This is a genomic window from Pseudonocardia sulfidoxydans NBRC 16205 (genome assembly GCF_007989085.1).
Classification (GTDB): domain Bacteria; phylum Actinomycetota; class Actinomycetes; order Mycobacteriales; family Pseudonocardiaceae; genus Pseudonocardia; species Pseudonocardia sulfidoxydans.
Window position 1 is genome coordinate 142,320 of the sequence record NZ_BJVJ01000006.1, and the last position, 26,492, is coordinate 168,811.

The following is a 26,492-nucleotide window of genomic DNA, read 5'->3' on the forward strand; positions in this document are numbered from 1 at the left end:
TGGAGGGGACGATGTTCACCCGTGAGGATAGCGGTGCCGTTGTGACTACCCCGACACGGGATGCCACCCGGGCGTGCCCCCAAGGCCACGCGTCAGGGTGACGACACGTCCGCCGATCGGGTCAACGCTGCTGCACCGTGCGTCCCAGCTCCACCGAACGGTCCCGGGCGGCCTCGATCGCGTCGATCAACGCGGCCCGCACACCGTGCCGCTCGAGCTCGCGGATGGCCGCGATCGTGGTACCCGCGGGCGAGGTCACGGCCTCACGCAGCAGGACCGGATGGTCGCCGGACTCCCGCAGCATCACCGCCGCCCCATAGGCGGACTGGACGATCAGGTCGGCCGCCACCGCGCGCGGCAGACCGAGCAGGATGCCCGCGTCGATCATCGCCTCGACGAGGTAGAAGAAGTACGCCGGGCCCGACCCCGACAGCGCCGTCACCGCGTCCTGCTGCGCCTCCGGGACGCTGACGACGCGCCCGACGGCCGCGAGCATGTCCTGCGCGACCTGCAGGTGCTCGGCGGTGGCGTGCGCCCCGCCGGAGACAGCGCTCATCGCCTCCCCGACCAGCATCGGGGTGTTGGGCATGACCCGCACGACCGGCGTCCCGTCGGGCAGGCCGCCCTCGAACAACGCCGTCGGCAGGCCGGCGCACAACGAGATCACCAAGGTGCCGGGGCGCAGCGCGCCCTTCAGCTCGGCCAGGACCGGCGCGATGTCCTGCGGCTTGACGGCCACCACCACGACGTCGGCACCCGCCGCCGCCTCCTCGACCCCCGCCGACGCGACCCCCAGCCGCTCGGTGAGCTCGGCCGACCGTTCGGGATGCCGTTCGGAGAACGCCAGGTCCGACGCCGGTCGGCCCGCCGCCAGCAGCCCGGCGAGCAACGCCTCGCCGATCTTGCCCGCTCCCAGCACCGCGATCCGTGTCATGGGGAGACCGTAACCGGCCCCGCACCCCGATTCCGGCCCCGCCCCGCCCCGCACGTGTCACCGGCGAGGCCGCGGCGCTCCGACGACACGCTCGGTGTGAGGACGTCCGACGAACGTGTCACCAGCGCTGCCGACGCGCGCTCACGACACGCTCGCGGGCGGACGCGTCTACGCGCCGGACCGGGCCACCGCGCCGGATCGCGTCAGCGATCGGCCCCGAGCCAGCGGCCGGCCGAGGTCCCTGACGAGCCGGGGGGTCTGCGCGGGAGCGGGGATCAGCGCGGGAGCGGGGCCAGGGCGAGCTGGCGGGCCTGACACACGAGCCGGCCGGACTCGTCGACGACCCGGGTGTCCTCGTCGAACCAGGTCCCGGCCACGGTGTGCGACTCCGACTCGCACCTCAGCCACCCCGGCGACGGGCGGCCCCGCAGCAGCGCGGTGAGCTGCACCGTCGGGGCCCAGCCGACGTCGCCACCGAGGTTGAAGACCGTCGGCGGCAGGATGTCGCCGGCCAGCAGCGCGAAGAGGACGTCGGGTTCCTCGCCGTGGGGGCGGACCCAGCCGCGCATGGTGGCGTCGCCGGTCTTGCCGGTGGCGAAGGGCATGTCGGCGGGGTCGAAACGCATCGCGCAGGCCTTGGCGAGGGTGCGGCCGGGGCCGCGCTGCAGGCTCGGGTCGAGCGCGGTGTCCGTCGGCAGGGCCGGCATGGAGGTCAGGCCGGGGGTGACCCACCGGGGCGCCTCGTCGGGCAGCCGTCCCGTGGTCACCGACGCCGACAGCATGGCGCGGTCGCCCTGGTACAGCCGGGCGGAGCACACCGAGGCGGTGCGGCCCAGCTTCACGACGTCGGTGCGGATCTCGACGTCACCGGGGTCGGGGGCGCGCAGGAAGTCGGCGGCGACGGCCAGCGGCTCGGCGGGCAGCGCACCGGCGTCGGCCTGGGCGGCGTCGATCCGTCGCTGGACGACCGAGGTCAGCAGCGCGAGCATCAGCCCGCCGTGGACCTTGCCGCCGGCGGCGTTCCAGGCCCCGCCGAGGGTGGCGCGGTAGGTGTCGTCGTCGACGCGTTCGACCGCGAGGGCGTCGGAGAACGGGCGCTCGGTGCGGGCGGCCGTGTCGGTGTCGGCGGTCACCGGCGGCCGGCCAGTGCGCGCACGAAGAAGCCGACGTTGGCGGGGCGTTCCGCGAGTCGTCGCATGAGATAGCCGTACCACTGTGTCCCGTAGGGGACGTAGACGCGCACGGTGTGACCTTCGCCGACCAGTCGGCGCTGCTCGTCGGGACGCACCCCGTACAGCATCTGGAACTCGGCGCGGGTGGAGACGCCGGGCAGTTGGGTGAGGGGGCGGATCAGGGCCGGGTCGTGGGTGGCGAACATGGGGTGCCCGGCGCCGTCGAGCAGGATGCCGGCGCAGCGGGCGAAGCTCGCCCGGACGTCACCGGCGGTGTCGTAGGCGACCGACTCGGGTTCGGCGTAGGCGCCCTTGCACAGCCGCACCCGCGACCCGGCCCCGGCGAGTGCGCGGCAGTCGTCCTCGGTGCGGCGCAGCTGGGCCTGCAGGACGGCGCCCACCCACGGCCAGGTCTCCCGCAGGGCGGCGACGACCCGGAGCGTGGCGTCTGTCGTGGTGTGGTCCTCGGCGTCGACGGTGACGGTCGTCCCGGCCTCGGCGGCGGCGGCGCAGATCGCGGCGGCGTGTTCCCGGGCGATCTGTTCACCGGCGGCAGCCTGTTCACCCCCGACACCGTGTGAGCCGGCCGCACCCTGCGCGCCGGCCGCACCCTGCGAGCCGGCGGCGCCGAGGGCCTGGCCGAGCGCGCTGAGCTTGACGGAGACCTCGACACGGTCGGCGAGCCCCGCGTCGGCGATCGCGGTGATCACCTCGCGGTAGGCGTCGACGGCGCGGCCGGCCTCGGAGGCGTCGGTGACGTCCTCGCCGAGGTGGTCGAGGCTCACGACGCATCCGGTGGCGACGAGCGCGCGGGCGACGCGCAGCGCGTCGGCGGCGGTCTCCCCCGCGACGAAGCGGTCGACGACGGCGCGGGTGGGCCGGGCCGCGGTGATCGCGGTGCGGAGCCGGTCGCTCCGGGCGGCGGCGAGGATCGCCGAGCGCAGCGGGTTCACGTGATCACCGTATGCCCGGCGGCGGCGACCGGCGGCGCGTCGGCGCCCCGATGTGTCAGCCGCGCGCCAGTGCCGGGCGGTCGGTGATCGGCGGGACCGGCGCGGTGGGCTGCAGGTGCAGCCGGGCGAACAGCAGCGACTCGGCCAGCATCGCGACACGGTCGTGCCGGGTGCGGCAGCGTCGCGTGCTGATCTCGACGACGACGGTCCCGCCCGCGGCGGCGAAGGGCCCGGCGGCGAGTCGTTCGCACACCTCCGCGCAGGGCTGGACGCCCCGGCCGGGGACGAGGTGTTCGTCGCGGGCGCTGCCGCTGCCGTCGGCGAGGTGCAGATGGACGAGCCCGCCGCCCATGCGGTCGAGCATGGCGAGCGCGTCGGCGCCGGAACCTGCGGTGTGGGAGAGGTCGAGGGTGTAGTGGGCGTGCCCGACCTCGGTGGGGTCGAGGCCCGGCGCGTAGGGGACGCTCCGGATCCCGGCGCGCACGACGGGCAGCATGTTCTCGACGGCCAGCCGCACACCGGCGCTCTCCTCGGCGCGCCGGACCTCCTCGGCGAACACCTCGGCGTAGCGCAGCTGCCAGCGGAACGGCGGGTGGACGACGACGGTCCGCGCACCCAGTTCCTCGGCGGCGGTGACCGACCGGCGCAGCCGGACGACGGGGTCGGCGCCCCAGACGCGCTGGGTGACGGCGAGGCAGGGGGCGTGCACCGCGGAGACGCCGACGCCGTGGCGGTCGACGAGCCTGCGCACCGCGTCGACGTCCTGGCTGACCTTGTCCGACCACACCATCAGCTCGACGCCGTCGTAGCCGAGGGTGGCGGCGATCTCGAACGCCGCCGCGGCGGGCTCGGGGTAGACCGACGCCGTCGACAGTGCGACCGGAGGGGCGGGCGGCACGTCAGACCTGCTGGCGGGCCAGGACGAGGATGGCCGGGGAGACCGTGAGCAGGAGGCCGACGAGGACCGCGAAGATCGTGGTGCGCAGGTTGTCGTCGCGCAGCATGGCGCGCACACCCAGGACGAGCGCAACGGTGACGAACACCGCGCCGGCGAGGGCGACGACCGGCAGGTGCAGCCAGAGGAACGCGAACCCGACCCACAGCCCGGCACCGACGACGGCGCCGCCGATCCACTGGCCGATGACCGCGGCCCAGGAGTGGGGTGCGGCCTCGACGTCGTCGAGATCGTCCTCGTCGATGTCGTCGATGTCGTCGCGGGACCGCAGGCCGGCGGGCCGGTCGCGGGGGCGGCGCTGCGGGGTGCGCAGGGCCGTGGTGGCCTGCTCACCGGCGGGGGCGTCGTCCACGTCCGAGGTGTCGGGGTCGGCCGCGGCGTCGAGGTCGGCGACGGAACGCCCGCCGGCGTGGATCGCGGTGGTGCGGGCGCCCGGGCCGTCGTCCGCGGCCGCGGTGGGGTCGTCGACGTCGTCGAAATCGTCGGGGTCGAACGGGGAGGCCTGCGTGGGCGGTCCGCCGTCGCCGCGGGGATCGGGGCGGGGCTCGTCGGTGACGGGTGTGCCGCCGAGCACGGTGGGCGGGCCGCCGTCGTCGGCACCGCGGCGCGGCGAGCCCGAGATGGGGCCGGTGTCGTCGTCACGACGGTCGACCCGGGGCATCTGCTGCGTCGGACGCTCGGGCGCCCAGGGGTTGCGCTGCTGCTCGTCGGGACGGCGCTGCACGGGGGGCGCGGAGCTGTAGGCGCCGGGGCTCTGTTGGACACCGTGCGGGGGTGACTGCGGCGGCGGGCCGTGCCGGCGCGGCGGCTGCTGCCGCGGCTCCGGCGACTGCGGCGGGGCGGGCACGTGCGGGGGCTGCTGCACCGAGGCGGGCCGGACCTCCGGCACGGTCGCGCCCTCGTACCCGGAACGCCGCGCGGCCGGCGGGGCCGACCACCGGTCGGCACCCGGGTCGGCACGCTGCTCGGTGCGCGGCGGCGGGGGCGGGCCCCCACGGTGGCCGCCCGCCCGGGACGGGCCTGCCGCCGGGGGACGCTGGGGGGTGCCGCGCTCCTCGGCGATGCCGTCACCCGCGTCGTCGTCGCCCTCGCGACGGCGACGGCGACGACCGGTCGTGGAGCCTGCGTTCTCCGCCAGCAGCTCCGCGACCGTGCGCTGACGCGGCTGATCGGTGTCTGAGCTCATCCGGTACACCGTGCCCCGAACGGCGTCAAGGGTCCAAGCGTTCCTGGCGAGTCGTGCGCCGAACGGTCCGTCTGGGCCGACCCATCGAGCGTGTCGAGGCGCCGGAGGATGACTCCCTCCCGCAGCGCCCACGGACAGAGCTGGAGGGTGTCGATCTTCAGCGCCCGCATCGCGGCCTCCGCGACGAGCGCTCCCGCGGCCAGCTGACGAGACCGTCCGGGGCTCACCCCCTCCAGCTCGGCGATGTCCTCGCTCGACATCCGGCTGACGAAGGAGGCGAGCTGGCGCAGCGCGACGTAGGTCAGCTCGCGGCGAGCGCGGGGGCCGGCGGAGTAGGGCACGGCGCCGGTGAGGCGGGCCAGCGAACGGAACGTCTTCGAGGTGCCGACGGCCACGTCCGGCGTACCCGCGTCGAAGAACCGGGTGGCGACACCGGCGAGGTCGGCGTCGATCTTCTCCCGCAGGACGGCGATCTCGGCGCGGGTGGGCGGGTCGGCCTCGAAGAAGTCACGGGTCAGCCGGCCGGCGCCCAGCGGCAGCGACACCGCCGTCGACGGGTGCTCGTCGAGCCCCGACGCGAGCTCCAGCGAGCCGCCGCCGATGTCGAGCACGGTGAGCCGGCCCGCGGACCAGCCGAACCAGCGGCGGACGGCGAGGAACGTGTAGCGGGCCTCGTCCTCGCCGGGGAGGACCTCGAGCGCGACGCCCGTCTCCGCCCGCACCCGGGCGAGGACGGCCGCCGAGTTGGTCGCGTCGCGCAGCGCCGACGTCGCGAACGCCAGCAGGTCGTCACAGTCGGCCTTCTCGGCAGCCTCGCGGGCCTGCTCGACGACACGGACGAGGGCGTCGGCCCCGCCCCGGCTCAGCGAGCCGTCCCCCTCCAGGTGCTCGGCGAGCCGCAGCGGGTCCTTCTCGGAGGTCATGGGCGTGGGATGGCCGCCACGGTGGGCGTCGACCACGAGGAGGTGGACGGTGTTGGAACCGACGTCGAGAACTCCGAGGCGCACGCGAGCAGGCTAGGCGTCGCAACGGGTTCGTGGCCGGATCGTGACCGTTCTCCCGTCACGTGTCACCCGAGTCGGTGATTCAGGCATCGAACTTGTACCCGAGACCGCGGACGGTGATGAGGTGACGCGGCGCGGAGGGGTCGGCCTCCACCTTCGAGCGCAGCCGTTTGACGTGGACGTCGAGGGTCTTGGTGTCGCCGACGTAGTCGGCGCCCCACACCCGGTCGATGAGCTGGCCGCGCGTCAGCACCCGGCCGACGTTGCGCAGCAGGTACTCGAGCAGGTCGAACTCCTTGAGAGGCAACGCGACGTCGGCACCGCCGACGTTCACCACGTGCCGGTCGACGTCCATCCGGACCGGGCCGGCCTCCAGCACACCCCCGCCGCCCTCTGCCTCGGGGCCGCCCTCCCCGCCACGCCGCAGCACCGCGCGGATGCGGGCGATCAGCTCACGGGCCGAGTACGGCTTGGTGACGTAGTCGTCGGCACCCAGCTCGAGGCCGACGACCTTGTCGATCTCGCTGTCGCGGGCCGTCACCATGATCACGGGGACGGCGGAGCGGGACCGCAGCGAGCGACACACGTCGGTACCGCTCATGCCGGGGAGCATGAGGTCGAGCAGCACGATGTCGGCGCCGTTGCGGTCGAACTCCTCGAGCGCGGACTGGCCGGTCGTGGCCACGGCGGCCGTGAACCCCTCCTTGCGCAGCAGGAACGCCAGCGGGTCGGCGAAGGACTCCTCGTCCTCCACGATGAGCACCCTGGTCATGTCATCCTCCAGCTCTCCCGGCGAGGGTCGCCGGATCGGGCAGGTCGGTCGAGGCGGCGTCGGGGTTCGCGCCGCGCGTCGCGGCGGGTAGCCGCATGGTGAAGGTGGAGCCGGTTCCGGGGCTCGACCACAGCGTGACCTCGCCGCCGTGGTTGGCCAGGACGTGTTTGACGATGGCGAGACCGAGGCCCGTCCCGCCGGTGGCGCGTGACCGGGCCGGGTCGACCCGGAAGAACCGTTCGAACACGCGTTGCTGATGTTCGGGGGCGATACCGATCCCGCGGTCGGTCACCGCGATCTCGACGAACTCCCCGTTGCGACGGCGCGACACGGAGACCGACGCACCGGCCGGGGAGTAGGCGATCGCGTTCTCGACGAGGTTCGACAGGGCCGTGACCAGCAGCGTCCGGTCGCCGCCGACCTCGATACCGGAGTCGGCGTCGACAGCGATCTCGATCGACGACGACTCCGCCGACAGCCGCGACCGGGCCATCGCCTCGCGCACGACGTCGTCGACCTCGACGGCCGCCAGCTCCGGCAGCCGCTCCGCACCGGTGAGCCGCGACAGCGCGATCAGCTCGGTGACGAGGTTCCCGAGCCGCGTGGACTCGTTGAGGATCTTGGTGGCGAAACGGTGCACCTCCACCGGGTCGTCGACGGCGTCGAGCACGGCCTCCGCCAGCAGCGCGACCGCGCCGACGGGCGTCTTCAGCTCGTGGCTGACGTTGGCGACGAAGTCGCGCCGGGTCGCCTCGAGACGCACGGCGTCGGAGGTGTCGGCCGCCTCGACGAGCAGGAACCCGTCGCCGATCGGCCGGACCGTGGCCAGGACCGCCTCGGGGCGGCGGCCGCCGCGCTCCAGCGGGGACAGGTCGACGACCTGCACCGTGCCGTCGACGAGCACCCGCTCGCAGACCACCCACGCGCGGGCCTCGACCCGGCCCTCGGCGACGACCCCGAGGGCCACGGCCTGGTCGTTGAACATGACCACGTCGCCGTGCCGCGACAGCACCGCGAGCCCGGTACCACTCGACCGGAAGGTCCTGCGCAACAGCTCGGCGAGGGTCGGGCCCTCGGCCGGATCGGGGCGGGCCGCGGCCTGCCGGGCGCGCCTGCCCCACCAGGAACCGGCGACCACCCCGATCAGGAGGGCCACGGCGGCCGGCAGGACGTACGCCAGCACGTTCACGGCGGCATCGTAGGCAGGCCCACCACCCTCAGGACCAGCCCGAAAGGCCCGTCGTGACCCTCCTGACCCTCCCGAACGTGACAATTACGGTCTCGTTCACCGACCGTTCACCCGGTCAGAGGCGCGGGCGACACCCGCGCGGGTCAGCGCCCCTGGTTCGCGACCGCCGCGATCGCCGCGGCCGCCGCCACCGGGTCCAGGTAGGTCCCACCCGGATTGGTCGGGCGCAGGTCGCCGTCGAGGTCGTAGCGCAGCGGGATGCCGGTGGGGATGTTGAGACCGACGACGTCGTCGTCGGACATCCCGTCCAGGTGCTTCACCAGCGCGCGCAGCGAGTTGCCGTGCGCGGTGACGAGGACGGTCTTGCCGGCACGCAGGTCGGGGACGATCGCCTCCTCCCAGTACGGCAGGAAACGGGCGACGACGTCGGCCAGGCACTCCGAGCGCGGCATCGCGTCGCCGAGGTCGGCGTAGCGGGGGTCGCCGTCCTGGGAGAACTCGTCGGCGGCGTCGATGGGGGGCGGCGGGACGTCGAACGAGCGACGCCAGAGCATGAACTGCTCCTCGCCGTACTCGGCCAGCGTGGCCTTCTTGTCCTTGCCCTGCAACGCGCCGTAGTGGCGCTCGTTGAGCCGCCAGTCGCGGTGCACCGGGATCCAGTGCCGGTCGGCGGCGTCGAGGGCGAGGTTGGCGGTGGCGATGGCGCGGCGCAGCAGCGAGGTGTGCACGACGTCGGGCAGCAGACCCTTCTCGACGAGCAGCTCGCCCCCACGGCGGGCCTCGTCCTCACCGATGGCGGACAGCGCGACGTCGACCCATCCGGTGAAGAGGTTCTCGGCGTTCCAGACGCTCTGCCCGTGCCTCAGCAGGACCAGTGTTCCCATGGCGGACAGCTTGCCAGCCCGACCCCCGCGGGTCCGACGCGGCGGAGGGCGGTGTCACGCGAGACGTTGCGCACCCCTGGCCTTGGTGCGCACCGCTGCGGCGACCGCCTCACGTAGCGGCCCGGCGCCCGGGCGGCCCGCCATGCGGTCGAGCGCCGCGTCGCAGATCTCGCGCAGGGCGTCGACCTGCTCGCGCGTCAGACCGTCGAACAGGTTCTCCCGCACGCACGCGACGTGCCCGGGAGCCGCGGCCTCCAGCACCGCGTAGCCGTCAGCGGTCAGCTCGGCGATCGTGGACCGGCGGTCGTCGGGCGAGGGCCTGCGGCGGACCCAGCCGGCCGCCTCCAGCTTGGCGACGGCGTGCGACACCCGGCTCTGCGAGCTCTGGGTGATCGCGGCGAGGTCGCTCATGCGCAGCGCCCGGCCCGGGACCTCGGAGAGCATGGCCAGGATCTGGTAGTAGGCGTGCGGCATCCCCGCGTCGCGCTGGAGCTGGCGGTCGAGCGCGGCCTCGAGCAACGACACGGTGGCCAGCAGCGAGCGCCAGGTCTCGTACTCGTCGTCGTCGAGCCAGCGGATGTCGTCGGTCACCGGACCACTGTAGCCCAAAAAACTTGAACTCTCATGCTTTACGTCGTACAGTGGTTGAACATTGAAACGTTCGCTCCGAGGAGGTCACCATGCCGGTCCAGCGCCTGAACCACGCAGTGCTCTACGTCCGCGACGTCGACCGCAGCGTCGCCTTCTACACCGAGGCCCTCGGCTTCCGCGTCAAGGTCTCCATGCCCGGCCGCGCCGCGTTCCTGCAGGCCGAAGGCTCCACCAACGACCACGACCTCGGCCTGTTCGCCATCGGTGACCGCGCCGGCGCCTCCCAGGCCGGCCGCTCCACCGTGGGGCTCTACCACCTCGCGTGGGAGGTCGACACCCTCGCCGAGCTCGCCCGCATCCGCGGCGTGCTGCAGGAGAACGGCGCACTCGTCGGCGCCTCCGACCACGGCACCACCAAGGCGCTCTACGCCCAGGACCCCGACGGCATCGAGTTCGAGGTCAGCTGGCTCGTCCCCGCCGACCTCATCCCCGCCGACGCCCAGATGAAGACCCTGCCGCTCGACCTCGACGCCGAGATCGCCCACTACGGCGCCGAGACCTTCGGCGGCGTCGGCGTCTCGGTGCCTGTCGCGCACTGAGCCCGACGCGCACCGAGCCTGTCGCGCACCGAGCCTGTCGCGCACTGGGCCCCACGCGCACTGGGCCCCACGCGCACTGGGCCCCACGCGCACTGGGCCCCACGCGCACTGGGCCCCACGCGTACTGGGCCCCACGCGTACTGGGCCCCACGCGTACTGGGCCCGACGCGTACTGGGCTCGGCTCTCCGCCCCGAGCGGCTTCCCGGTCGGGGCGTGCGTGTCTCGGTCGACGCGCGCAGAGGGACGGCGACCGGAGAAAGCACGCAGCGACAGCGCCGTGCGAGCGCCAGCACCCGTCCGCAGCCGCTGCACCCTCTGCAGAGGTGCAGCGCCGACACAACGGGTGCGGCCCTCGCCGGCCGCGCGGGTTCCGCACTCAGTACGCAGGTTTCGCAGACGCCGCGCTGTCTCCGGGACGCGCGGCGACCCTGGAAGGTGCGCGGCGACAAGGTGCACAGCGACAAGGTGCACAGCGAGCCGGGCGCCACTTCCCACGCCCCCTGCGAAGGTCACCGCGACGACACATCGGGTGCCGCCCTCGCCGGCCGCGCCGGTTCCACCGTCCACGGGCAGGTTTCGCAGGCAACGCGCCATCTGCGGGAGGAGCGGCGAACGCAGAAGGTGCGCGACGGCCGGACTGCGCGCGTGCCACACCCGTTCCACGGTCGCTCGCACCCCAGCACCGCCGACAGGACGGGGCTGCCCTCGCGGCCGCGCGGGTTCCGCGGTCAGCAGGCACGTTTCGCGAACAACGCACCCCCTGCAGCACACCCACCGACCGCAGAAGACGCGCGGCGACCCCAAAGGAGCGCAGCGACCAGCACCCGAACCACCCGCAGCACCCCCACACCCCGGCATTTGCCGGCAGCACGCGGGTTCCACGGTCACCAGATACGTTCCGCGAACAACGCGCCCCCTGCAGCACACCCACCGACCGCAGAAGACGCGCGGCGACCCCACAGGAGCGCAGCGACCAGGACCCGAACCACCCCCATACCCGGCATTTGCCGGCAGCACGCGGGTTCCACGGTCACCAGGCACGTTCCGCGAACCACACACCCCCTGCGGGACACGCGGCGACCGCAGAAGGTGCGCGCGGGCCGGGCTCCGATCGCGTTCCGCAGCCGCACCCCTGGCAACGCCGACAGAACGGGTGCAGCCCGCGCAGGTCTGCACGCCGGCCAGGCGCATCGCGCACCGACGCCCACGCCGAGTTCGACGTCGGGACCGGCCCCCTGTCGAGGTCGGCGGAGTTTTCCGGCGGAACGGCCAACCGTTCCGGGTGTCCGTTCCGTCCTCTCCCCGGAGAGAGGGGACACCATGACGACGACGATCACCCGCGACGAGGCAGACCAGGTATCCGAGGCGCCGCCTCCGCCGCCGTTCCCGCCGGCCGGGCCCCTGGCCCCGCCTCGCCCGCCGCGTCCCCGGCGGACGCTGAAGCTCGCCGCGTTGGTCGTCGCCATTGTCGTGCTGGCGACGTTCGTCGTGGCCGCGGTGTTCGCCGCGCTGTCGCCCTCGGGCAGCGGCGGGTACTACTCGGGCACGGCGGATCGGGGGAGTTCGGAGTCGAGGGCGGGTGCCCCCGCCGTCGGGCAGTCGTCGGACGCGGCCCGCGCCGCCGACCCGCGCAGCCCCGCTGTCGCCGACCCCGGTGTCGGCAACCCGGCCCAGGAGCAGTCGGTGGGGCCGGATCGGGCGGTCGTGCGGACTGCGACGGTCCGTGTCGAGGTCCCCGACCCCGCAGGGACCGCGGGCGACGTGCGCGCCGCCGTCACCGCAGCGGGCGGCTACGTCGCCGACGAGCGTTCCACGACCAGCCGGTCGAGTCTGACCGTGAAGGTTCCCGCGGCGCAGCTCGACGCGTTCGTCACCCGGGTCGCCGGGCTGGGGACCGTCACCGAGCGGTCGTCGACGGCTCGCGACGTCACCGACCAGCTCGTCGACACCGACGCGCGGGTGGCCGCCCAGCGGGCGAGCGTGGACCGGGTGCGGACGTTGCTGGCGCAGGCGAACTCGATCTCGGAGGTCGTCGCGATCGAGTCCGAGCTGACGCGGCGCCAGGCCGACCTGGACTCGCTGGAACGCCGCCTGGCGACGCTGAGGGCGACGACGGAGCTGGCGACGGTCGACGTCGCCCTGGTGGCGGCCGGTGCGCCGCCGGCGGCCGCCGGGGGCACGGGCTTCGGTGACGGCCTCGGTGTGGGCTGGGACTGGCTGCGTGGCCTGGGTGCGGGGCTCGCGGCCGCGGCGGGGTTCCTGCTGCCGCTGCTGCCCGTCGTCGCTGTCGTGGTGCTGGCGGTGTGGGGTGTGCGTCGGGTCGTCCGGTCCCGCCGTGCCCGTCCTGCCCCGGAGGACAGCTGACGCGGCGTCAGGTGAAGAGGTGTTCGAAGGCGCGGAGGTTGGCCAGCGACTCGCCCCGCTCGGAGCGCCAGGCGTACTCGCGGCGGATCGATGCGGCGAAGCCGAGTTCGAGCAGGGTGTTGAAGTCGCCGTCGGCGGCTTCGAGGACCTGGCCGAGGATTCGGTCCAGCTCGGCGGCGGTGACGGCGTGCAGCGGAACGCGGCCGATGAGGTGGATGTCGCCGATGCGGTCGAGGGCGTAGTGCACGCCGTAGAGCCGGGCGTTGCGCTGCAACAGGAACCGGTACACGCCGTCGTGGTTCTCGTCGGGTTGGCGGCAGACGAAGGCCTGCACGAACAGGGTGTGCTCGCGGATCAGCAGCCAGCACTGGGTCTGCAGCCGGTTGGTGCCGGGCAGCGTCACCAGGAACTCGCCGCGGTCGCGCCGGGTGTGTTCGACGTCGAGGTCGCGCAGGGCTCGCTCGATCACGGTGACGGCGTCTCCGGTGGGAGCGGGTTCGGTCATGGTGATCGGGTTCCCCGCTCAGCGCTCGCGCACACCGGAGATGCCGGCGAGGGCGGCGGCGGCGCGGCGGGTGAACTCGTCGCCGGCCTCGGCGTAGGTGGCGAGCAGCGCGTCGGTGGTGCGGTCCCAGGAGAACCGGCGGGCGTGCGCGACCGCTCCGGCGGAGAACCGTTCGCGGCGGATGCGGTCGAGGGCGACGGCGGCGAGTGCATCGGCCCAGCGGGCGGGGTCGTGGCCGTCGACGAGCAGGCCGGACCCGCCGTCGGACACGGCGACGGGCAGCCCGCCGACCGCGGCGGCGACGACGGGTGTGGCGCAGGCCTGGGCTTCCATGGCGACGAGCCCGAAGGACTCGTTGTGGCTGGGCACGGCGACGAGGTCGGCGGCGCGGTAGACGTGCACGAGGTCGTTTCCGCCTTGCGGGGGCAGGAAGCGGAGCACGTCGTCGAGGTCGAGTGCGGTGCCGAGTTCCTGCAGTGCGCGGGGTTCGGCGAGCCCGCTGCCGGAGGGTCCCCCGGCGACGAGGACGACGAGCCGTGACCGCAGGCCGGGGTCGCGGCGCAGCAGTTCGGCGGCGGCGCGCAGCAGGACGTCGGGGGCTTTGAGCGGTTGGATGCGGCCGACGAAGGCGAGGACGACGGCGTCGGCGGGGATGCCGAGGCGGGACCGGGCGATGGCGGCGGAGCCGGGGGTGAAGCGGTCGAGGTCGACGCCGGGCGGGATGGTGACGGTGCGCAGGGGGTCGGCGCCGTAGAGCTCGACGAGCTGGCGCGATTCGATGTCGGTGTTGGTGATGAGCCGGTCGGCTTCCGCGACGACCTGGTCCTCGCCGATGACGCGGACCATCGGCTCGGGTGGGTCGCCGTCGGCGAGCGCGGCGTTCTTGACCTTGGCGAGGGTGTGGGCGCTGTGGACGAGCGGGACGCCCCAGCGGTCGCGGGCGAGCCAGCCGACCTGACCGGACAGCCAGTAGTGCGAGTGGATGGTGTCGTACCAGCCCGGCTCGTGGCGGGCCTCGGCGCGCATGACGCCGGCGGCGAAGGCGCACAGCTGGGCGGGGAGGTCGTTCTTGCCGAGGCCCTCGTACGGCCCGGCGGCGAGGTGGCGGACGGTCACCCCGGGCGCCATCTCCACGACGGGCGGCAGGTCCGACGACGTGGCCCGGGTGAGGATCTCGACCTCTACGCCCCGGCGGGCCATCCGTTGCGCGGTCTGCACGATGTAGACGTTCATGCCGCCGGCGTCGCCCGTTCCGGGCTGTTCCAGTGGCGAGGTGTGGACCGACAGCACACAGACCCGGCGCGGACGCGCGGGACGCGGACCGCCACGGCGATCGTTCACGGGGTTCTTCCTAGCACGCGCCCGCGCGGTTCACCCATCGCCGGAACCCGGTGCAGGCCGGCCCGCGAGGGCCCCGATCAGGGCTCGCACCGGGTCGGTGGCGTGCCATCGGCCGTCGGTGTCGGGCCAGGCCGGGACGGCTGTGCGCCCGAGGGCGGGGCACGTCACGACGACGGCGAGCGCGTCGTGGACGACCAGCTCGCCGGCCGGGACGTCGACGCCGACTGTGTGGGACGCCACGATCACGTCGGGCAATCCGGACCAGGCGACGACCCGGCCGCCGCTGTCCGGCGCGAGGGTGGCGGTGACGTAGTCGGAGGCGAGCGGGAGGTCGAGCAGCTCGGCGAGCGCGGCCGGGTCGCCGCCCGCGACGAGCTCGTCGGCGGGCAGGACGGCGGCGAGCCACGGTTTGTCGAGGACGAGGACGTCGTCGACGGGCACGGCGGAGCCGTCGAGGGCCCGGACGCGTTCGGGCGGGGCGAGGAGGGCGGGGTCGGCGCGGCCGGCGGCGACGGCGTCGGTGAGCGCCTCGTAGGCGGCGAGGACGGTGGCCGCGTCGGGGGTGCGGGCGGGGTCGGCGAGGCGGTCCAGCAGGTCGGCGGCGGCGTCGGTGTCGTCGACGGCGAGGCCGCTGCGGACGCCGACGGCGCGCAGGAGTGCCTCGTCGACCCCTTCTGCCGGTGCGGGCGAGTACAACTCAGCCAGGTCCCCCGCCGACGGCAGCCGCCAGTGCCCCGGCGCCCGCCCACCGAGGACGACGTTGCGGCGCAGCCACCAGCGGGTGTGGCCGTCGGCGAGGACGGCGGCGCGGGTGTCGCGGTCGGCGCCCAGGAGCTCGAGCGCACCGGCCCAGGCGTCGTCGTCGACGAGGTCGAGGTCGCGGACGGCGACGACCCGCGCGGGCGGGGCGTCGAGGCCGTCCCACCACAGGTCCTCGTCGTGCAGGTCGTGGTCGGGGCCGAGCGGCTCGTCGTCGACGACGAGGGCGAACCCGTCGAGGACACCGGCGGCGACGAGCGCGTCGCGGGGGAACGCGGCGGCGACGTCGGCGTGGAGGACGCCGACGGGCGCGTCGGGGGCGAGCAGGGGGCGGATCGCGGCGTCGGGCAGGAGGAGTTCGTCGGCGCGGGCGGGGTCGCCGTGTTCGTCGGGCAGCGCGAGCGCGCCGGCGCGTTGCCCCGCGCCCGCCGCCAGGAGGCGAAGTACGACCCGGGCCAGCGGCGTGACGTCGAGCCCGGCCTCGGCGTCGTCGACGGAGCGCTCGACGGCGTCGCGCAGTGCGGGCAGCCCGAGCAGCGACGACGGGTCGGCGGCGGTGGCGCCGAGGCGTTCGAGCAGCGGGTGCGCGGCGGCGGGGTCGGCGAGATGCAGGCCGGGGAGGTCGAGGCCGGTGAGGAGGTCGGCGGTGTCGTCGACTCCGATGACGACGCTGCGCGGTCCGGCGATCGTGCGGCCGTCGGCGAGCGGGACGGGCAGGGCGCGCAGCTCGTCGAGCAGCCCGGGGACGGTGTCGGTGGCGGGGGCGAGCGCGTCGTACACGGCGTGCCACCAGGTGGCGGGCCGTTCGACGGGCAGCAGCCGGTCGGCGAGCGCGGCGGGCCCGAGGCGGCGCAGGCCGAGCTGGTCGAGCACGCCCACGGGGACCCCGGTGAGCGCGGCGGGGGCGGCGAGATCGACGACGCCGGCGAGGAGGTCCGCGAGCGGGCCGGCGGCGGGCAGGTCGAGCCACTCGGCGCGGCGGGCGACCAGCTCGCCGCCGTCGGCGCCGGGCAGCCACTCGCCGTCGCGCAGCGCGTCGACGACCGCGTCGCGCAGGAGGGCGTCGGTGGGCGACTGGGGGAACCCGGGCAGGGGCACGAGCCGGACCCGGTCGACGGGAGCCACGGCGCGGACGAGGTCGAGGTAGGTGGGGGCGGCGGCGGCCAGCACGCGGCGGGCGGCGGCGGTGTCGCGGACGCGGCGCCGGTCGGGTTCCAGCGGGACGGTGGCGATGAGCCGGGCGGGCAGCGAGAGCCGCTCGGTCGTCGCGGTCGGTGCGTGCAGGACCTCGTCGGCCGGGATCGGGGCGGCGGCGCCGTCGCCGTCGAGCGGGAGCGCCCAGGTCAGCGACCAGTCACGGCGTCCCCGCTGCTCGACGGCCTGGGTGCCGGCCTCGTCGTCGTCGAGGGTGCCGGTGGCGCGGGCCAGCAGCCACGTCCGGTCGCCGACGCGGACCCGGCCGCCGCCCTCGTCGGTGCGGGTGAGCGTCGCGGCGCCGACGGTGATCTCCACCAGGTCGGGCAGGGCAAGGAGCAGGTCGTCGGCGCCGAGACCGGTGAGATCGGGTGTGACGGAGAGCGGCAGCCGCACCTCCGTGTCGTACCCCGCGGGCGGCGGTTCCTCGGTGACGGGCCACGCCAGCCGCAGCACGGGCAGCTGCCCGGCGCGACGCGCCAGCTCCGCCGCGGGCCCGGGCAGGCCGGCGACCGCCTCCGCGGTGGCCGAGTCCGAGAACCGCACCCCCCGCCCGTCGCGGGTGACGACGCGCGGTTCCCGCGACACCGCCAGCACCGCGGCGAACCCGACCCCGAACCGGCCGACCGAACCCTCGGCGTCCCGCTTGGCCGACGCCCGCAGCGACGCCAGCGCCGCCACCCCGGCCGCGTCGAGCGGCGCACCGGTGTTGGCGACGCGGAGCTCCCCGTCGACGACCCGGACCAGCACCCGGCCCGGGACCCCGGCCGCGCGGGCGGCGTCGGCCGCGTTCTGCGCCAGCTCCACGAACCACACCCCGGCGTAGCCGCCGAGCAGCAGGTCCTCCTCGGCGTTGGCGTCCTCCCGGAACCGCGTCGGGGACGACGCCCAGGCGTCGAGTACCGCGGCGCGCAGGGACGCCGTGCCGAACGGGTCGGCGACGGACGGCGTGCTCAGGAGTCGGCCGGCGCGGGCTCGGCACTCTCGACGGCGGTGTCGTCGGCGGTGTCGTCGGCGGCGTCGTCGGCGGCGGAGGCAGCGACCTCCGAGGTGGCGGCCTGCGGGACCGTCTCCAGGTCCACCCCGTCGTCGTAGACGAGCGCCGCGACCTGCACCGGCGACCCCTGCTCGACGGCGACGTCCGAGTGCGCGCCGCACCCGTACCCGACGGCGACGACCGCGCCGTCGCCAGGTGCGAACTCGTTGGCGCACACGCCGAACCCGCCGCGCAGCGACCCGGCGAGCGGCATGAAGAAGCCACACGTGCCGCACACGCCGGGCGCCGACCGGGCCATCGCGGCGGCCGGGCCGTGTGGGCCCTCCTGCCAGCGGGTGGCGGCCTCGGTGCGGCCGAAGCGGCTGAGCACGCGGGTGCGGCCCAGCCCGATCTCGACGGCGACCTCCTCGACCGCGGGGTCGTCGGACGCGACGTAGCCGGGGACGAGCCGCTCGTCGCCGGGCGGGGAGGGCAGCAGGTCGCCCACCCCGAGGTCGCCGGGGCGGACGCGTTCGTGCCACGGCACCCACGTCGGCGCGACCAGCGCGTCGTGCCCGGGCAGCATCACGACCTCGCTGACCGTGGCCGGCTCGCCCTCGCCCGCGCAGCCGAGCGTGACCGCCCAGCGCCAGCCCCGGTAGCCGGGGCGGGTCGCGGCAAAGAAGTGCGTGTAGGCCTCGTCCTCGGCGGCACCGCCCAGGTGCTCGCCGACGGCCGCGGCCGCCTCGTCGGGTCCCGCGTCGGTGGCCGCCTCCTCGACGGCCGCCGCCCGCGCGAGGTCGATCGCGTCGGCCGGCGGGCGCTGCGCCTCGCGGACCGCGGCGCCCTCGTCGTGCGTCGGTTCGTCGCTCACGTGCGAGATTGTGCCACCCTTGCCGATCGTGATCGTCCGCCGTGCACTCCTGCTCGTCGCGGTGCTCGCGATGGCCGCCTGCGGGGCGGCTCAGCCGGGGCCTCCGGTGCTGCGCCCGCAGGTGCTCGGCGAGCTGCCGCACGACCCCGCGGCGTTCACCCAGGGCCTCGAGCTCGCCGACGGCGTCCTCTACCAGGGCACCGGTCTGGAGGGCCGTTCCCAGCTGCGCGAGCTCGACCCGGCGACCGGCGCGGTGCGCCGCGCGGTCCCGTTGCCGGGCAACCTGTTCGGGGAGGGGCTGACGGTCGTCGGCGACACGATCTGGCAGCTGACGTGGCGCGACGGCGTCGTCCTGGAGTGGGACCGGGCGTCGCTCACGCTGCGCCGGCAGGTGCCGATCGACGGCGAGGGTTGGGGCCTGTGCAGCGACGGGTCGCGGCTCGTCCGTTCCGACGGCACCGACCTGTTGCGCTTCCACGATCCGGGCACGTTCGCCGAGACCGGTTCGGTGCGGGTGACCCTCGACGGCCGCCCGCTCACCCAGCTCAACGAGCTGGAGTGCGTCGACGGGCAGGTGTGGGCCAACGTGTGGCGGACCGACCGCCTCGTCCGCATCGACCCCGCCGACGGCCACGTGACCGCGATCGTCGACGCCACCGGGCTGCTGCCCGCCGACCGGCGGGCGGGCGCCGACGTCCTCAACGGGATCGCGTCGCTGGGCGGCGGTGAGTTCCTGCTGACCGGCAAGCTGTGGCCGACGATGTTCCGGGTGCGGTTCGGCTGATCACCGGGCGCCCCGATCCGGGCACCCCGAGAGGTCGGCGTGTCGGGCAGGGCATGAGCCACAATGAACCCGTGGCACGGACCGGTTCCTCCGACTCCCGCGAGCCGCGGCGCGGCAGGCGTCGCCCGTGGGTGCCCGGTGGTGGGTCGACACCCCCGTCGGGGCCGGATCGGCCGCCGGTCCCCGAGGAGCCGCCGGCCTGGGGTGAACGCCGGCCCGACGCCCGGCCCGCGCCCGCTCCCTACGAGCCGACGGTGCGCCGCCGCTACCCGTGGCACGACGACCCCGGCTACGACCCGGCCGCCTACCGCCGCGCCCCGGACATGCTGGACGAGTACCCGACGACGCCGGCCGAGCCACGCCCGGACCAGGTCCGTCAGCCCGGCTGGGCGGGCGAGACCGTCCCGGAGCCGCCGCGCCGCCCCACTCCGCCCCCGCAGGGCCCGCCGACCGGAGCGCGCCCACCGGCACCTCCCACGACACCCCCGCGCGGGACCCGCCCGGAGCCCGCAGCCGACGGGACGCAGGAAGAGCCGACCGAGCTGCAGCCCGGCCCCCGGGTCCCGCGCAAGCTGACCGTCACCCGGGTCGCAGCCATGCGCACCAAGCAGTTCGCGCAGGGCGGCATCCGCACGTTCCACCGCGCGGCCACCGCCGACGGCGCCGACCGCTCGGGCCTCACCGCCCTCACCTACGCGACGATGATGACCTACGCGGTCGACGCCGCGGTCACCGTCGCGCTGGCCAACACCCTGTTCTTCGCCGCCGCCACGGCCGAGTCGAAGACGAACGTCGCCCTCTACCTGGCCATCACCGTCGCGCCGTTCGCGGTGGTGGCGCCCGTCATCGGGCCGCTGCTCGACCGGCTGCAGCGCGGCCGCCGCGCCGCGCTGGCGGTGTCGTTCGCGGGCCGGGCGATCCTCGCCGTCGTCATGGCGCTCAACTACGAGAACTGGCTGCTCTACCCCGCCGCGCTGGGCACCCTGGTGCTGTCCAAGAGCTACATGGTGCTCAAGGCGGCGGTCACCCCGAGAGTGCTGCCCGAGACGATCGGGCTCACCACCACCAACTCCCGGCTGACGACGTTCGGCTTGGTCGCAGGGGGTGTGTTCGGCGCGATCGCGGCCGGGGTGGCGTGGGCGTTCGGCTCACCGGGAGCGCTGTTCTACACCGCCGGGCTGGCCGTCGTCGGCGTGTGGCTCTGCGTCCGCATCCCGCGCTGGGTGGAGGTCACCGCGGGCGAGGTCCCCGCGGCGCTGCGCAGCACGCACCGAGGCAAGCGCAGACCCATGGGCCGCGGGGTGCTGACGTCGCTGTGGGGCAACGGCTCCATCCGCATCGTCACCGGGTTCCTGGCGCTGTTCGTGGCATTCGTCGTCAAGGCCCAGACCGAGGCCGACCCGTCGCGGCAGCTGTTCCTGATCGGCATCGTCGGCGCCGCCGCCGGCGCGGGCGGGTTCATCGGCAACTTCGCCGGGTCGCGGGCGACGTTCGGCCGTGCCGACGCGGTCGTGCTCGGCTGCATCGGTGCCGTCGTCTGCTCGACGGTCGTCGCCGCCGTGATCCCCGGCATCTGGACGGCCGCGATCGTCGGCCTCGTGGGGTCGACGGCGAGCGCGCTCGCCAAGGTGTCCCTCGACGCCGTCGTCCAGCGTGACCTGCCCGAGGAGTCGAGGGCGTCGGCGTTCGGCCGGTCGGAGACGGTGCTGCAGCTGGCCTGGGTGTTCGGCGGCGCGTTCGGGGTGCTGCTGCCGCACAGCACGTTCTGGATCGGGTTCGTCGTCGTGTCGTGCCTGGTCACGCTGTCGGGCATCCAGACGTTCCTGATCAGCCGCGGCCGCACCCTCGTCCCCGGGCTGGGGGCGCGGGAGGCGCGCGTCGACACCCCGCCCATGGCGCCGACGGCGCACTCATAGGCTGGCCGTGTGCTGCGCCGCCTGCTCCCGCTCCTGATCGTCGCCTGCGCCGTACTGCCGGCCGGGTGCGGCGGTTCGGACGACGCCCCGCCGCAGGTGACGTTCACCGTCGCCGGGCAGGAGCGCACGACGGGCCCGACGCAGTGGTGCGACCTGAAGGTCACCGACTGCACCGGCGACCCGGCCGCCGAGGTCCACCTCGGGGTCCCCGCAGGCACCCCGGTACAGGTCGCGGTCACCGAGGGGCTGTCGTCGACGCCGTGGCACGTGGTGTTCAGCTACCGCGGTGCCGACGGCCAACAGGTCGACGGGCGCAGCCCGGTGTTCGCGGCCGGGGCGCAGGAGGACTACACCCTCGAGCTGCCCGCGCCCACCGACCAGCTGATCACCGCTCAGGTGCAGGCCTTCGGCATCCCGTCGGCCGACCCGCAGACCGGGCAGGGCGAGTTCCTGATCCGCGGCAGCTGGGTGCTGGTCACCGACGCGTGAGCTCCTCCGACGGCTCAGCCGTCGAGGTCTGAGCCGTCGAGGTCTGAGCCGTCGAGGTCTCAGCCGTCGAGATCTCAGCCGTCGAGGTCGCGGGCCACGGCGCGGACGACCTCGGCCGCGAGCTTCGCGGCCTTGCGCTCCGGGTAGCGGCCGCGCCGCAGGTCGGGCTGCACCTTGCTCTCCAGCAGCCTGATCATGTCCTCGATCAGGCCGTGCAGCTCCTCCGCGGGCCGCCGCGACGCCTCGGCGACCGACGGCAGCGCGTCGACCAGCTTGACCTGCAACGCCTGCGGTCCGCGCCGGCCCTCGGCCATCCCGAACTCGACGCGCTGTCCCGACTTCAGCGACTCCACACCCGCCGGCAGCGCCGCCTTGCGGACGTAGACGTCCTCGCCACCGTCCTGCGAGAGGAAGCCGAACCCCTTGTCGGCGTCGTACCACTTGACCCTGCCGGTCGGCATCCTGCGCACCCGTTCCTCGATCGTTGCCACGCGGTCGCGCCGGGGTGACCCTCACCCCCGCACGACAAACGCGCCCTGCTGCTGCCTGGTCGACCGCACCTGATCGGACGGCTCGCCTAGCGACACCGGGACGCGCAGGTACCAGCCTAGACCTGCGCACCCCGGGTGCGCACCGCCCAAAAACCACCGGCCGCCGGGGCTGGAATGCGCCTGACGGCCCAACCGGTACGGCCGTCAGGCGTTCTTCACCGCCGCCGCGTCGGCCAGGTCGAGCAGCTCGACGGACTTCTCCCGCATCTCGACCTTGCGGACCTTGCCCGTCACGGTCATCGGGAACTCGTCGACGACGACCACGTAGCGCGGGATCTTGTAGTGCGCCAGCTTGCCGGTGGCGAACTCGCGGACGTTCTCCGCGGTGAGCTCGCGGACACCGTCGCGCAGCTTCACCCACGCGCACAGCTCCTCGCCGTACTTGACGTCGGGAACGCCGATGACCTGGGCGTCGAGGATATCGGGGTGGGTGTAGAGGAACTCCTCGATCTCACGCGGGTACACGTTCTCGCCGCCGCGGATGACCATGTCCTTGATCCGGCCGGTGATGTTGAGGTAGCCGTCGGAGTCCATGATCGCGAGGTCGCCGGTGTGCATCCAGCGCGACGCGTCGATCGACTCGGCGGTCTTGTCGGGCTGCTCCCAGTAGCCGAGCATCACCGAGTAGCCGCGGGTGCACAGCTCGCCGGCCTCGCCGCGGGGCACCGTCAGGCCCGTCTCCGGGTCGACGACCTTGACCTCGACGTGCGGGTGCACCCGCCCGACCGTGGCCACCCGGCGCTCCAGGGAGTCGTCGGCACGGGTCTGCGTCGACACCGGGCTGGTCTCGGTCATGCCGTAGCAGATGGTCACCTCGGTCATGCCCATCCGGTCGACGACCTGCTTCATCACCTCGACCGGGCACGGCGAGCCGGCCATGATCCCGGTCCGCAGGCTCGACAGGTCGTACGAGGAGAAGTCGGGGTGGTTGAGCTCGGCGATGAACATCGTCGGCACCCCGTAGAGCGACGTGCACTTCTCCTGCGCGACGGCCTTCAACGTGGCCTCGGGATCGAAACCCTGCGCCGGGATGACCATCGTCGAGCCGTTCGTCGTGCAGCCGAGGTTGCCCATGACCATGCCGAAGCAGTGGTAGAAGGGCACCGGGATGCAGACGCGGTCCTCGGCGCCGTAGCCGCACAGGCGGCCGACGAAGTAGCCGTTGTTGAGGATGTTGTGGTGCGACAGGGTCGCGCCCTTGGGGAAGCCCGTGGTGCCCGACGTGTACTGGATGTTGATCGGGTCGTCGGGACTGAGCGACGCCTGGGCCTCGGCGAGGGCGGCACGGTCCCCGCCGCGGCCCGAGTCGACGAGCGCGTCCCACTCCGGGGCGCCGATGATGACGACCTGCTCCAGCGCGGCGCAGTTGCCCCGCACCTGCCCGATCATGCCGACGTAGTCCGACGACTTGAACTTCTCGGCCGACACCAGCATCTTCGCGCCGGCCTGGTTGAGCACGTACTCCAGCTCGTGCGTGCGGTAGGCCGGGTTGATGTTGACGAGGATCGCGCCGATCTTGGCCGTCGCGTACTGCACCAGCGTCCACTCCGCCATGTTCGGCGCCCAGATGCCGACGCGGTCGCCCTTGCCGATCCCGGCCCGCATCAGGCCCATCGCCACGACGTCGACGTCCTCGCGCAGCTGCGCGTAGGTCCAGCGGCGGGCGGTCGGGACCTCGACGAGCGCCTCCACGTCGGGCTGCGCCGTGGCGGTGCGGTCGAGGTTGTCGCCGATCGTGTCGCCCAGCAGCGGCACCTCGGAGATGCCGGAGGCGTAGGACGGGACAGCGGGGGCGCCTGCGGAGGTCACGACGTCGTTCTCCTCGGGTGCGGTCGGGAGGGCTCACGACATCCTGTCCCGCCAGGGCGACGCACGCCACTCCCCCGCAGGCCAGGTCCGGACCGTCGGGAAATCGGGGTGCGCCCGGGCGATACGCTCGACCGATGCATGACCCGCGCGTCCTGCTCGACCCCGCCACCGACGCCGTGCGCAAGCTCGCCCGCCGCGGCTACTCCCTCGACCTCGCCGAGCTGGAGAAGCTCCTGTCCGGCCGCAACTCCGCCATCCAGCGTGGCGACGAGGCGCGCGCCGAGTCCAAGCGGGTCGCCACGTCGGTGAAGGGTGCGTCGGCCGAGGAGCGGCCCGCGCTCGTCGAGCGTGCGCGCGAGCTCAAGGGTGTCGTGTCGGCGGCCGAGGAGGAGCAGAAGGAGTTCGACGGGCAGCTGCAGGACCTGCTGCTGGGCATCCCGAACCTGCCCGCCGACGAGTCGCCCGACGGCACGTCCGACGCCGACGCCGAGCTCGTCAGAACGTGGGGCCGGCCGCCCGTCGTCGAGTCGCCGCTCGACCACGTCGACATCGCCGAGAAATTGGGCATCCTCGACCTGCCGCGCGCCACCAAGCTGTCGGGGCCGCGCTTCGCGGTGCTCAAGGGCAAGGGTGCGGCGCTGCAGCGCGCCATCGGCTCGTACCTGATCGACAAGGCCCTCGAGAACGGCTACACCGAGTTCTCGGTGCCCTCGCTGGTCACCCGTCAGACCATGACCGGCACGGGTCAGCTGCCCAAGTTCGAGCAGGACCTGTTCCGCACCGAGGTCGCCGACCGGGAGCTCTTCCTGATCCCGACGGCCGAGGTGCCGCTCACCAACCTGCACGCCCGCGAGACGCTCGACCTCGAGTCGCTCCCGCTGACCTACACCGCGCACACCCCGTGCTTCCGCTCCGAGGCCGGCTCCTACGGCCGCGACACCCGCGGCCTGATCCGCATGCACGAGTTCGCCAAGGTGGAGCTCGTCCGCTTCGTCGACCCCGCCACCTCACGCGACGAGCTGGAGGTGCTGGTCGGGCACGCCGAGTCGGCGCTGCAGGGGCTCGGGCTGGCCTACCGCGTCGTCAAGCTGGCCGCGGGCGACACCGGCTTCTCCTCGACGCTGACCTACGACATCGAGGTGTGGCTGCCCAGCCAGGACACCTACCGCGAGATCTCGTCGTGCTCCGACTTCGGGGTCTTCCAGGCCCGCCGCGCCGGCATCCGCACCAAGGCCAAGGACGGCTCGCGGGGCTTCGCGGCCACCCTCAACGGGTCGGGCCTGCCCATCGGGCGCACGCTCGTCGCGATCCTGGAGCAGGGCCAGCAGCCCGACGGTTCGGTCACGCTGCCCGAGGCCCTGGTGCCCTACACGGGCTTCTCGACGCTCGACCCCGAGTGACCCTGTGAGTGGCAATAGTCGCTATCGCGACTATTACCGCTCACGACCCCGGGCTCAGAGTCCGCCGGTGTTGAGGAGGCGGTTCGGGGTGCCCCCGGCGTCGCCGCCGATGACCACACCGGGCGTCGCGCGGTCGACGATCCACTGTTCGATCGTCGCGCTCGGGGCGTCGCCGTTGCGCTGCTTGTAGAGCGCGGCAACCCCCGCCGCGAACGGCGCCGCCATCGACGTCCCGCTGTACGACGCCGTCCCCCCACCCGGGACCGGCGCGATGATGCCCGTGCCGGGCGCGTACAGGCTCACGCACGCGCCGGTGCTCGACGTCGGGGCGCGCCTGTCGTCGATCGTCGAGTTGGCGACGACCAGTACCCCGCTCGCGTTGCGCGGCGCGACCCGACAGTCGTCGGCACCGGTGTTGCCCGCCGACGACGCGACGAACACACCCGAGTCGACCAGGCCCTGCACCGCCGCGGTGAGCACGTCCGACGAGCCGTAGCTCCACGACATCACCGCGACCGACGGACCGGCGTGGTTGCGCGCCACCCAGTCGACCCCCGAGAGCAGCGACGACAGCGTCCCGGTCCCGTTGCAGTCGAGCACCTTCACCGACTTCACCGACGCCTGCTTCGCGACGCCGTACGTCGTCGACGCCGCGATGCCCGCCACCACGGTGCCGTGGCCGTCGCAGTCGGAGACGTTGTCGTCGATCGTGTCGACACCGACGCTCGCGCGGCCACCGAAGTCCGGGTGTGTGACGTCGACACCGGTGTCGACGACGAAGATCGTGACGCCCGCGCCGGTGCTCGTCGCGGTGTACTTCCCGTCGAGGGGCAGCGACGTCTGGTCGATGCGGTCGAGACCCCAGTTGCGCGGCGAGTCCTGCGTCGCCTCGACGGACGGCTGCGGTTTCGCGGTACGGACCGTCCGCGGCTCGAGCGGGTTGATCCGCCGGTCCTGCTCGACACCGATGATCCCCGGCAGCGCCCGCAGCTTCTCGACCTGCGCTGCGGTCAGCTGCGCCGCGAACCCCGAGACGGCGTGCTCGAACATCGCCGACGGCACCACCCCGAGGTCCGCGGTGGCCTTGGTGGCGTCCTGCGTGGTGGCGGCGTGGACGACGTAGTCCGCGGCCCCCGCCCCGATCGCCGTCGTGGTGTCGGCCTTGTCGGACGCGGTGGCGGGGACGACGGCGCCCGTCGAGGCCTGGTCGGCCGGCGCGGTCGTCGTGGTCGTCGTGGTCGCTGCCGCGGTCGTCGTGGTCGCGGCGGCTGCCGCGGTCGTCGTGGTCGC

23 protein-coding genes are annotated in these 26,492 nt (G+C 74.2%); 6 read left to right on the forward strand and 17 right to left on the reverse strand.

The features are described from left to right. Positions 1 to 121: 121 nt before the first annotated feature. From proC to PSU4_RS05590, 10 genes are all read right to left on the reverse strand, one after another. On the reverse strand, positions 122 to 934 hold the full coding sequence (gene proC, locus PSU4_RS05545; protein WP_147103038.1) for a pyrroline-5-carboxylate reductase: 813 nt from the start codon (positions 932 to 934) through the stop codon (positions 122 to 124). Between the two features lie 275 nt (positions 935 to 1,209). After that, a complete protein-coding gene (locus PSU4_RS05550) occupies positions 1,210 to 2,067 on the reverse strand; it encodes a thioesterase family protein (protein WP_147103040.1) in 858 nt (285 codons plus the stop codon). Next, positions 2,064 to 3,059 carry a proline dehydrogenase family protein gene (locus tag PSU4_RS05555; protein WP_147103042.1) on the reverse strand — a complete coding sequence of 332 codons (996 nt, stop codon included), beginning with the start codon at positions 3,057 to 3,059 and terminating at the stop codon, positions 2,064 to 2,066. The genes PSU4_RS05550 and PSU4_RS05555 overlap by 4 nt, the downstream gene beginning before the upstream one ends. A 55-nt stretch (positions 3,060 to 3,114) precedes the next feature. Then, the gene (locus PSU4_RS05560) at positions 3,115 to 3,957 is read right to left on the reverse strand and encodes a sugar phosphate isomerase/epimerase family protein (protein WP_147103044.1); all 843 of its coding nucleotides are present in this window, start codon (positions 3,955 to 3,957) and stop codon (positions 3,115 to 3,117) included. 1 nt (position 3,958) lies between these two features. Then, positions 3,959 to 5,200 carry an Rv0497 family membrane protein gene (locus PSU4_RS05565; protein WP_147103046.1) on the reverse strand — a complete coding sequence of 414 codons (1,242 nt, stop codon included), beginning with the start codon at positions 5,198 to 5,200 and terminating at the stop codon, positions 3,959 to 3,961. Beyond that, the gene (locus tag PSU4_RS05570; protein WP_147103048.1) at positions 5,197 to 6,207 is read right to left on the reverse strand and encodes a Ppx/GppA family phosphatase; all 1,011 of its coding nucleotides are present in this window, start codon (positions 6,205 to 6,207) and stop codon (positions 5,197 to 5,199) included. The genes PSU4_RS05565 and PSU4_RS05570 overlap by 4 nt, the downstream gene beginning before the upstream one ends. A 79-nt stretch (positions 6,208 to 6,286) precedes the next feature. Further along, positions 6,287 to 6,976, reverse strand: a complete 690-nt coding sequence (locus PSU4_RS05575) for a response regulator (RefSeq protein ID WP_147103050.1) — start codon at positions 6,974 to 6,976, stop codon at positions 6,287 to 6,289. Position 6,977: 1 nt separating this feature from the next. Beyond that, entirely contained in the window at positions 6,978 to 8,165 is a 1,188-nt protein-coding gene (locus PSU4_RS05580) for a sensor histidine kinase (RefSeq protein ID WP_147103052.1), read from the reverse strand. Positions 8,166 to 8,308: 143 nt separating this feature from the next. Beyond that, complete coding sequence (locus tag PSU4_RS05585) at positions 8,309 to 9,058, reverse strand: phosphoglyceromutase (protein WP_147103053.1); 750 nt, start codon at positions 9,056 to 9,058, stop codon at positions 8,309 to 8,311. Between the two features lie 45 nt (positions 9,059 to 9,103). Next, entirely contained in the window at positions 9,104 to 9,640 is a 537-nt protein-coding gene (locus PSU4_RS05590; protein WP_147103055.1) for a MarR family winged helix-turn-helix transcriptional regulator, read from the reverse strand. Between the two features lie 89 nt (positions 9,641 to 9,729). Here PSU4_RS05590 and PSU4_RS05595 point away from each other — a divergent pair, with 89 nt between their 5' ends. Then, a complete protein-coding gene (locus PSU4_RS05595) occupies positions 9,730 to 10,239 on the forward strand; it encodes a VOC family protein (RefSeq protein ID WP_147103057.1) in 510 nt (169 codons plus the stop codon). Positions 10,240 to 11,560: 1,321 nt separating this feature from the next. Further along, positions 11,561 to 12,604, forward strand: coding sequence for a DUF4349 domain-containing protein (locus PSU4_RS05600; RefSeq protein WP_147103059.1), 1,044 nt, complete (start codon positions 11,561 to 11,563; stop codon positions 12,602 to 12,604). 7 nt (positions 12,605 to 12,611) lie between these two features. On the opposite strand, the gene PSU4_RS05605 is transcribed toward PSU4_RS05600, so the two are convergent. The 4 genes from PSU4_RS05605 to PSU4_RS05620 all read right to left on the reverse strand — a co-directional run bounded on the left by PSU4_RS05605 (position 12,612) and on the right by PSU4_RS05620 (position 18,253). After that, complete coding sequence (locus PSU4_RS05605; protein ID WP_147103061.1) at positions 12,612 to 13,109, reverse strand: type III secretion system chaperone family protein; 498 nt, start codon at positions 13,107 to 13,109, stop codon at positions 12,612 to 12,614. An 18-nt stretch (positions 13,110 to 13,127) separates the two neighbouring features. Next, a complete protein-coding gene (mshA, locus tag PSU4_RS05610) occupies positions 13,128 to 14,450 on the reverse strand; it encodes a D-inositol-3-phosphate glycosyltransferase (RefSeq protein ID WP_147103063.1) in 1,323 nt (440 codons plus the stop codon). Between the two features lie 30 nt (positions 14,451 to 14,480). Next, positions 14,481 to 17,210 (reverse strand): sacsin N-terminal ATP-binding-like domain-containing protein, encoded by a 2,730-nt coding sequence (locus PSU4_RS05615; RefSeq protein ID WP_147103065.1) that lies wholly within the window; start codon positions 17,208 to 17,210, stop codon positions 14,481 to 14,483. Positions 17,211 to 17,356: 146 nt separating this feature from the next. Further along, entirely contained in the window at positions 17,357 to 18,253 is an 897-nt protein-coding gene (locus tag PSU4_RS05620; protein ID WP_147103067.1) for a DUF3027 domain-containing protein, read from the reverse strand. 28 nt (positions 18,254 to 18,281) lie between these two features. On the opposite strand from PSU4_RS05620, the gene PSU4_RS05625 reads away from it, so the two are divergent. From PSU4_RS05625 to PSU4_RS05635, 3 genes are all read left to right on the forward strand, one after another. Beyond that, complete coding sequence (locus PSU4_RS05625; RefSeq protein WP_246114953.1) at positions 18,282 to 19,037, forward strand: glutaminyl-peptide cyclotransferase; 756 nt, start codon at positions 18,282 to 18,284, stop codon at positions 19,035 to 19,037. Positions 19,038 to 19,108: 71 nt separating this feature from the next. After that, positions 19,109 to 20,953, forward strand: coding sequence for an MFS transporter (locus PSU4_RS05630; RefSeq protein WP_373866032.1), 1,845 nt, complete (start codon positions 19,109 to 19,111; stop codon positions 20,951 to 20,953). A 9-nt stretch (positions 20,954 to 20,962) separates the two neighbouring features. Next, entirely contained in the window at positions 20,963 to 21,442 is a 480-nt protein-coding gene (locus tag PSU4_RS05635) for a DUF2771 family protein (protein WP_147103071.1), read from the forward strand. A gap of 74 nt (positions 21,443 to 21,516) precedes the next feature. On the opposite strand, the gene PSU4_RS05640 is transcribed toward PSU4_RS05635, so the two are convergent. Further along, a complete protein-coding gene (locus tag PSU4_RS05640; protein WP_147103072.1) occupies positions 21,517 to 21,903 on the reverse strand; it encodes a cold-shock protein in 387 nt (128 codons plus the stop codon). A 234-nt stretch (positions 21,904 to 22,137) separates the two neighbouring features. Next, positions 22,138 to 23,802: an AMP-binding protein gene (locus PSU4_RS05645; protein WP_147103074.1), complete on the reverse strand. Its 1,665-nt coding sequence runs from the start codon at positions 23,800 to 23,802 to the stop codon at positions 22,138 to 22,140. Between the two features lie 134 nt (positions 23,803 to 23,936). Between PSU4_RS05645 and serS the strand changes: the two genes are divergently transcribed. Then, positions 23,937 to 25,202, forward strand: a complete 1,266-nt coding sequence (gene serS / locus PSU4_RS05650) for a serine--tRNA ligase (RefSeq protein WP_147103076.1) — start codon at positions 23,937 to 23,939, stop codon at positions 25,200 to 25,202. A 54-nt stretch (positions 25,203 to 25,256) separates the two neighbouring features. Here the strand turns inward: serS and PSU4_RS05655 are convergent. Next, on the reverse strand, positions 25,257 to 26,492 hold a 1,236-nt coding region (locus PSU4_RS05655; RefSeq protein WP_246114954.1), incomplete at its 5' end, for a S8 family peptidase.

Excerpts from the sequence above, each read along its gene's own strand:
- PSU4_RS05575 (WP_147103050.1), bottom strand. The coding sequence starts at position 6,976 with ATGACCAGGGTGCTCATCGTGGAGGACGAGGAGTCCTTCGCCGACCCG.
- PSU4_RS05640 (WP_147103072.1), bottom strand. The coding sequence starts at position 21,903 with ATGCCGACCGGCAGGGTCAAGTGGTACGACGCCGACAAGGGGTTCGGC.
- PSU4_RS05600 (WP_147103059.1), top strand. The coding sequence starts at position 11,561 with ATGACGACGACGATCACCCGCGACGAGGCAGACCAGGTATCCGAGGCG.
- proC (WP_147103038.1), bottom strand. The coding sequence starts at position 934 with ATGACACGGATCGCGGTGCTGGGAGCGGGCAAGATCGGCGAGGCGTTG.
- PSU4_RS05605 (WP_147103061.1), bottom strand. The coding sequence starts at position 13,109 with ATGACCGAACCCGCTCCCACCGGAGACGCCGTCACCGTGATCGAGCGA.
- serS (WP_147103076.1), top strand. The coding sequence starts at position 23,937 with ATGCATGACCCGCGCGTCCTGCTCGACCCCGCCACCGACGCCGTGCGC.
- PSU4_RS05595 (WP_147103057.1), top strand. The coding sequence starts at position 9,730 with ATGCCGGTCCAGCGCCTGAACCACGCAGTGCTCTACGTCCGCGACGTC.
- PSU4_RS05565 (WP_147103046.1), bottom strand. The coding sequence starts at position 5,200 with ATGAGCTCAGACACCGATCAGCCGCGTCAGCGCACGGTCGCGGAGCTG.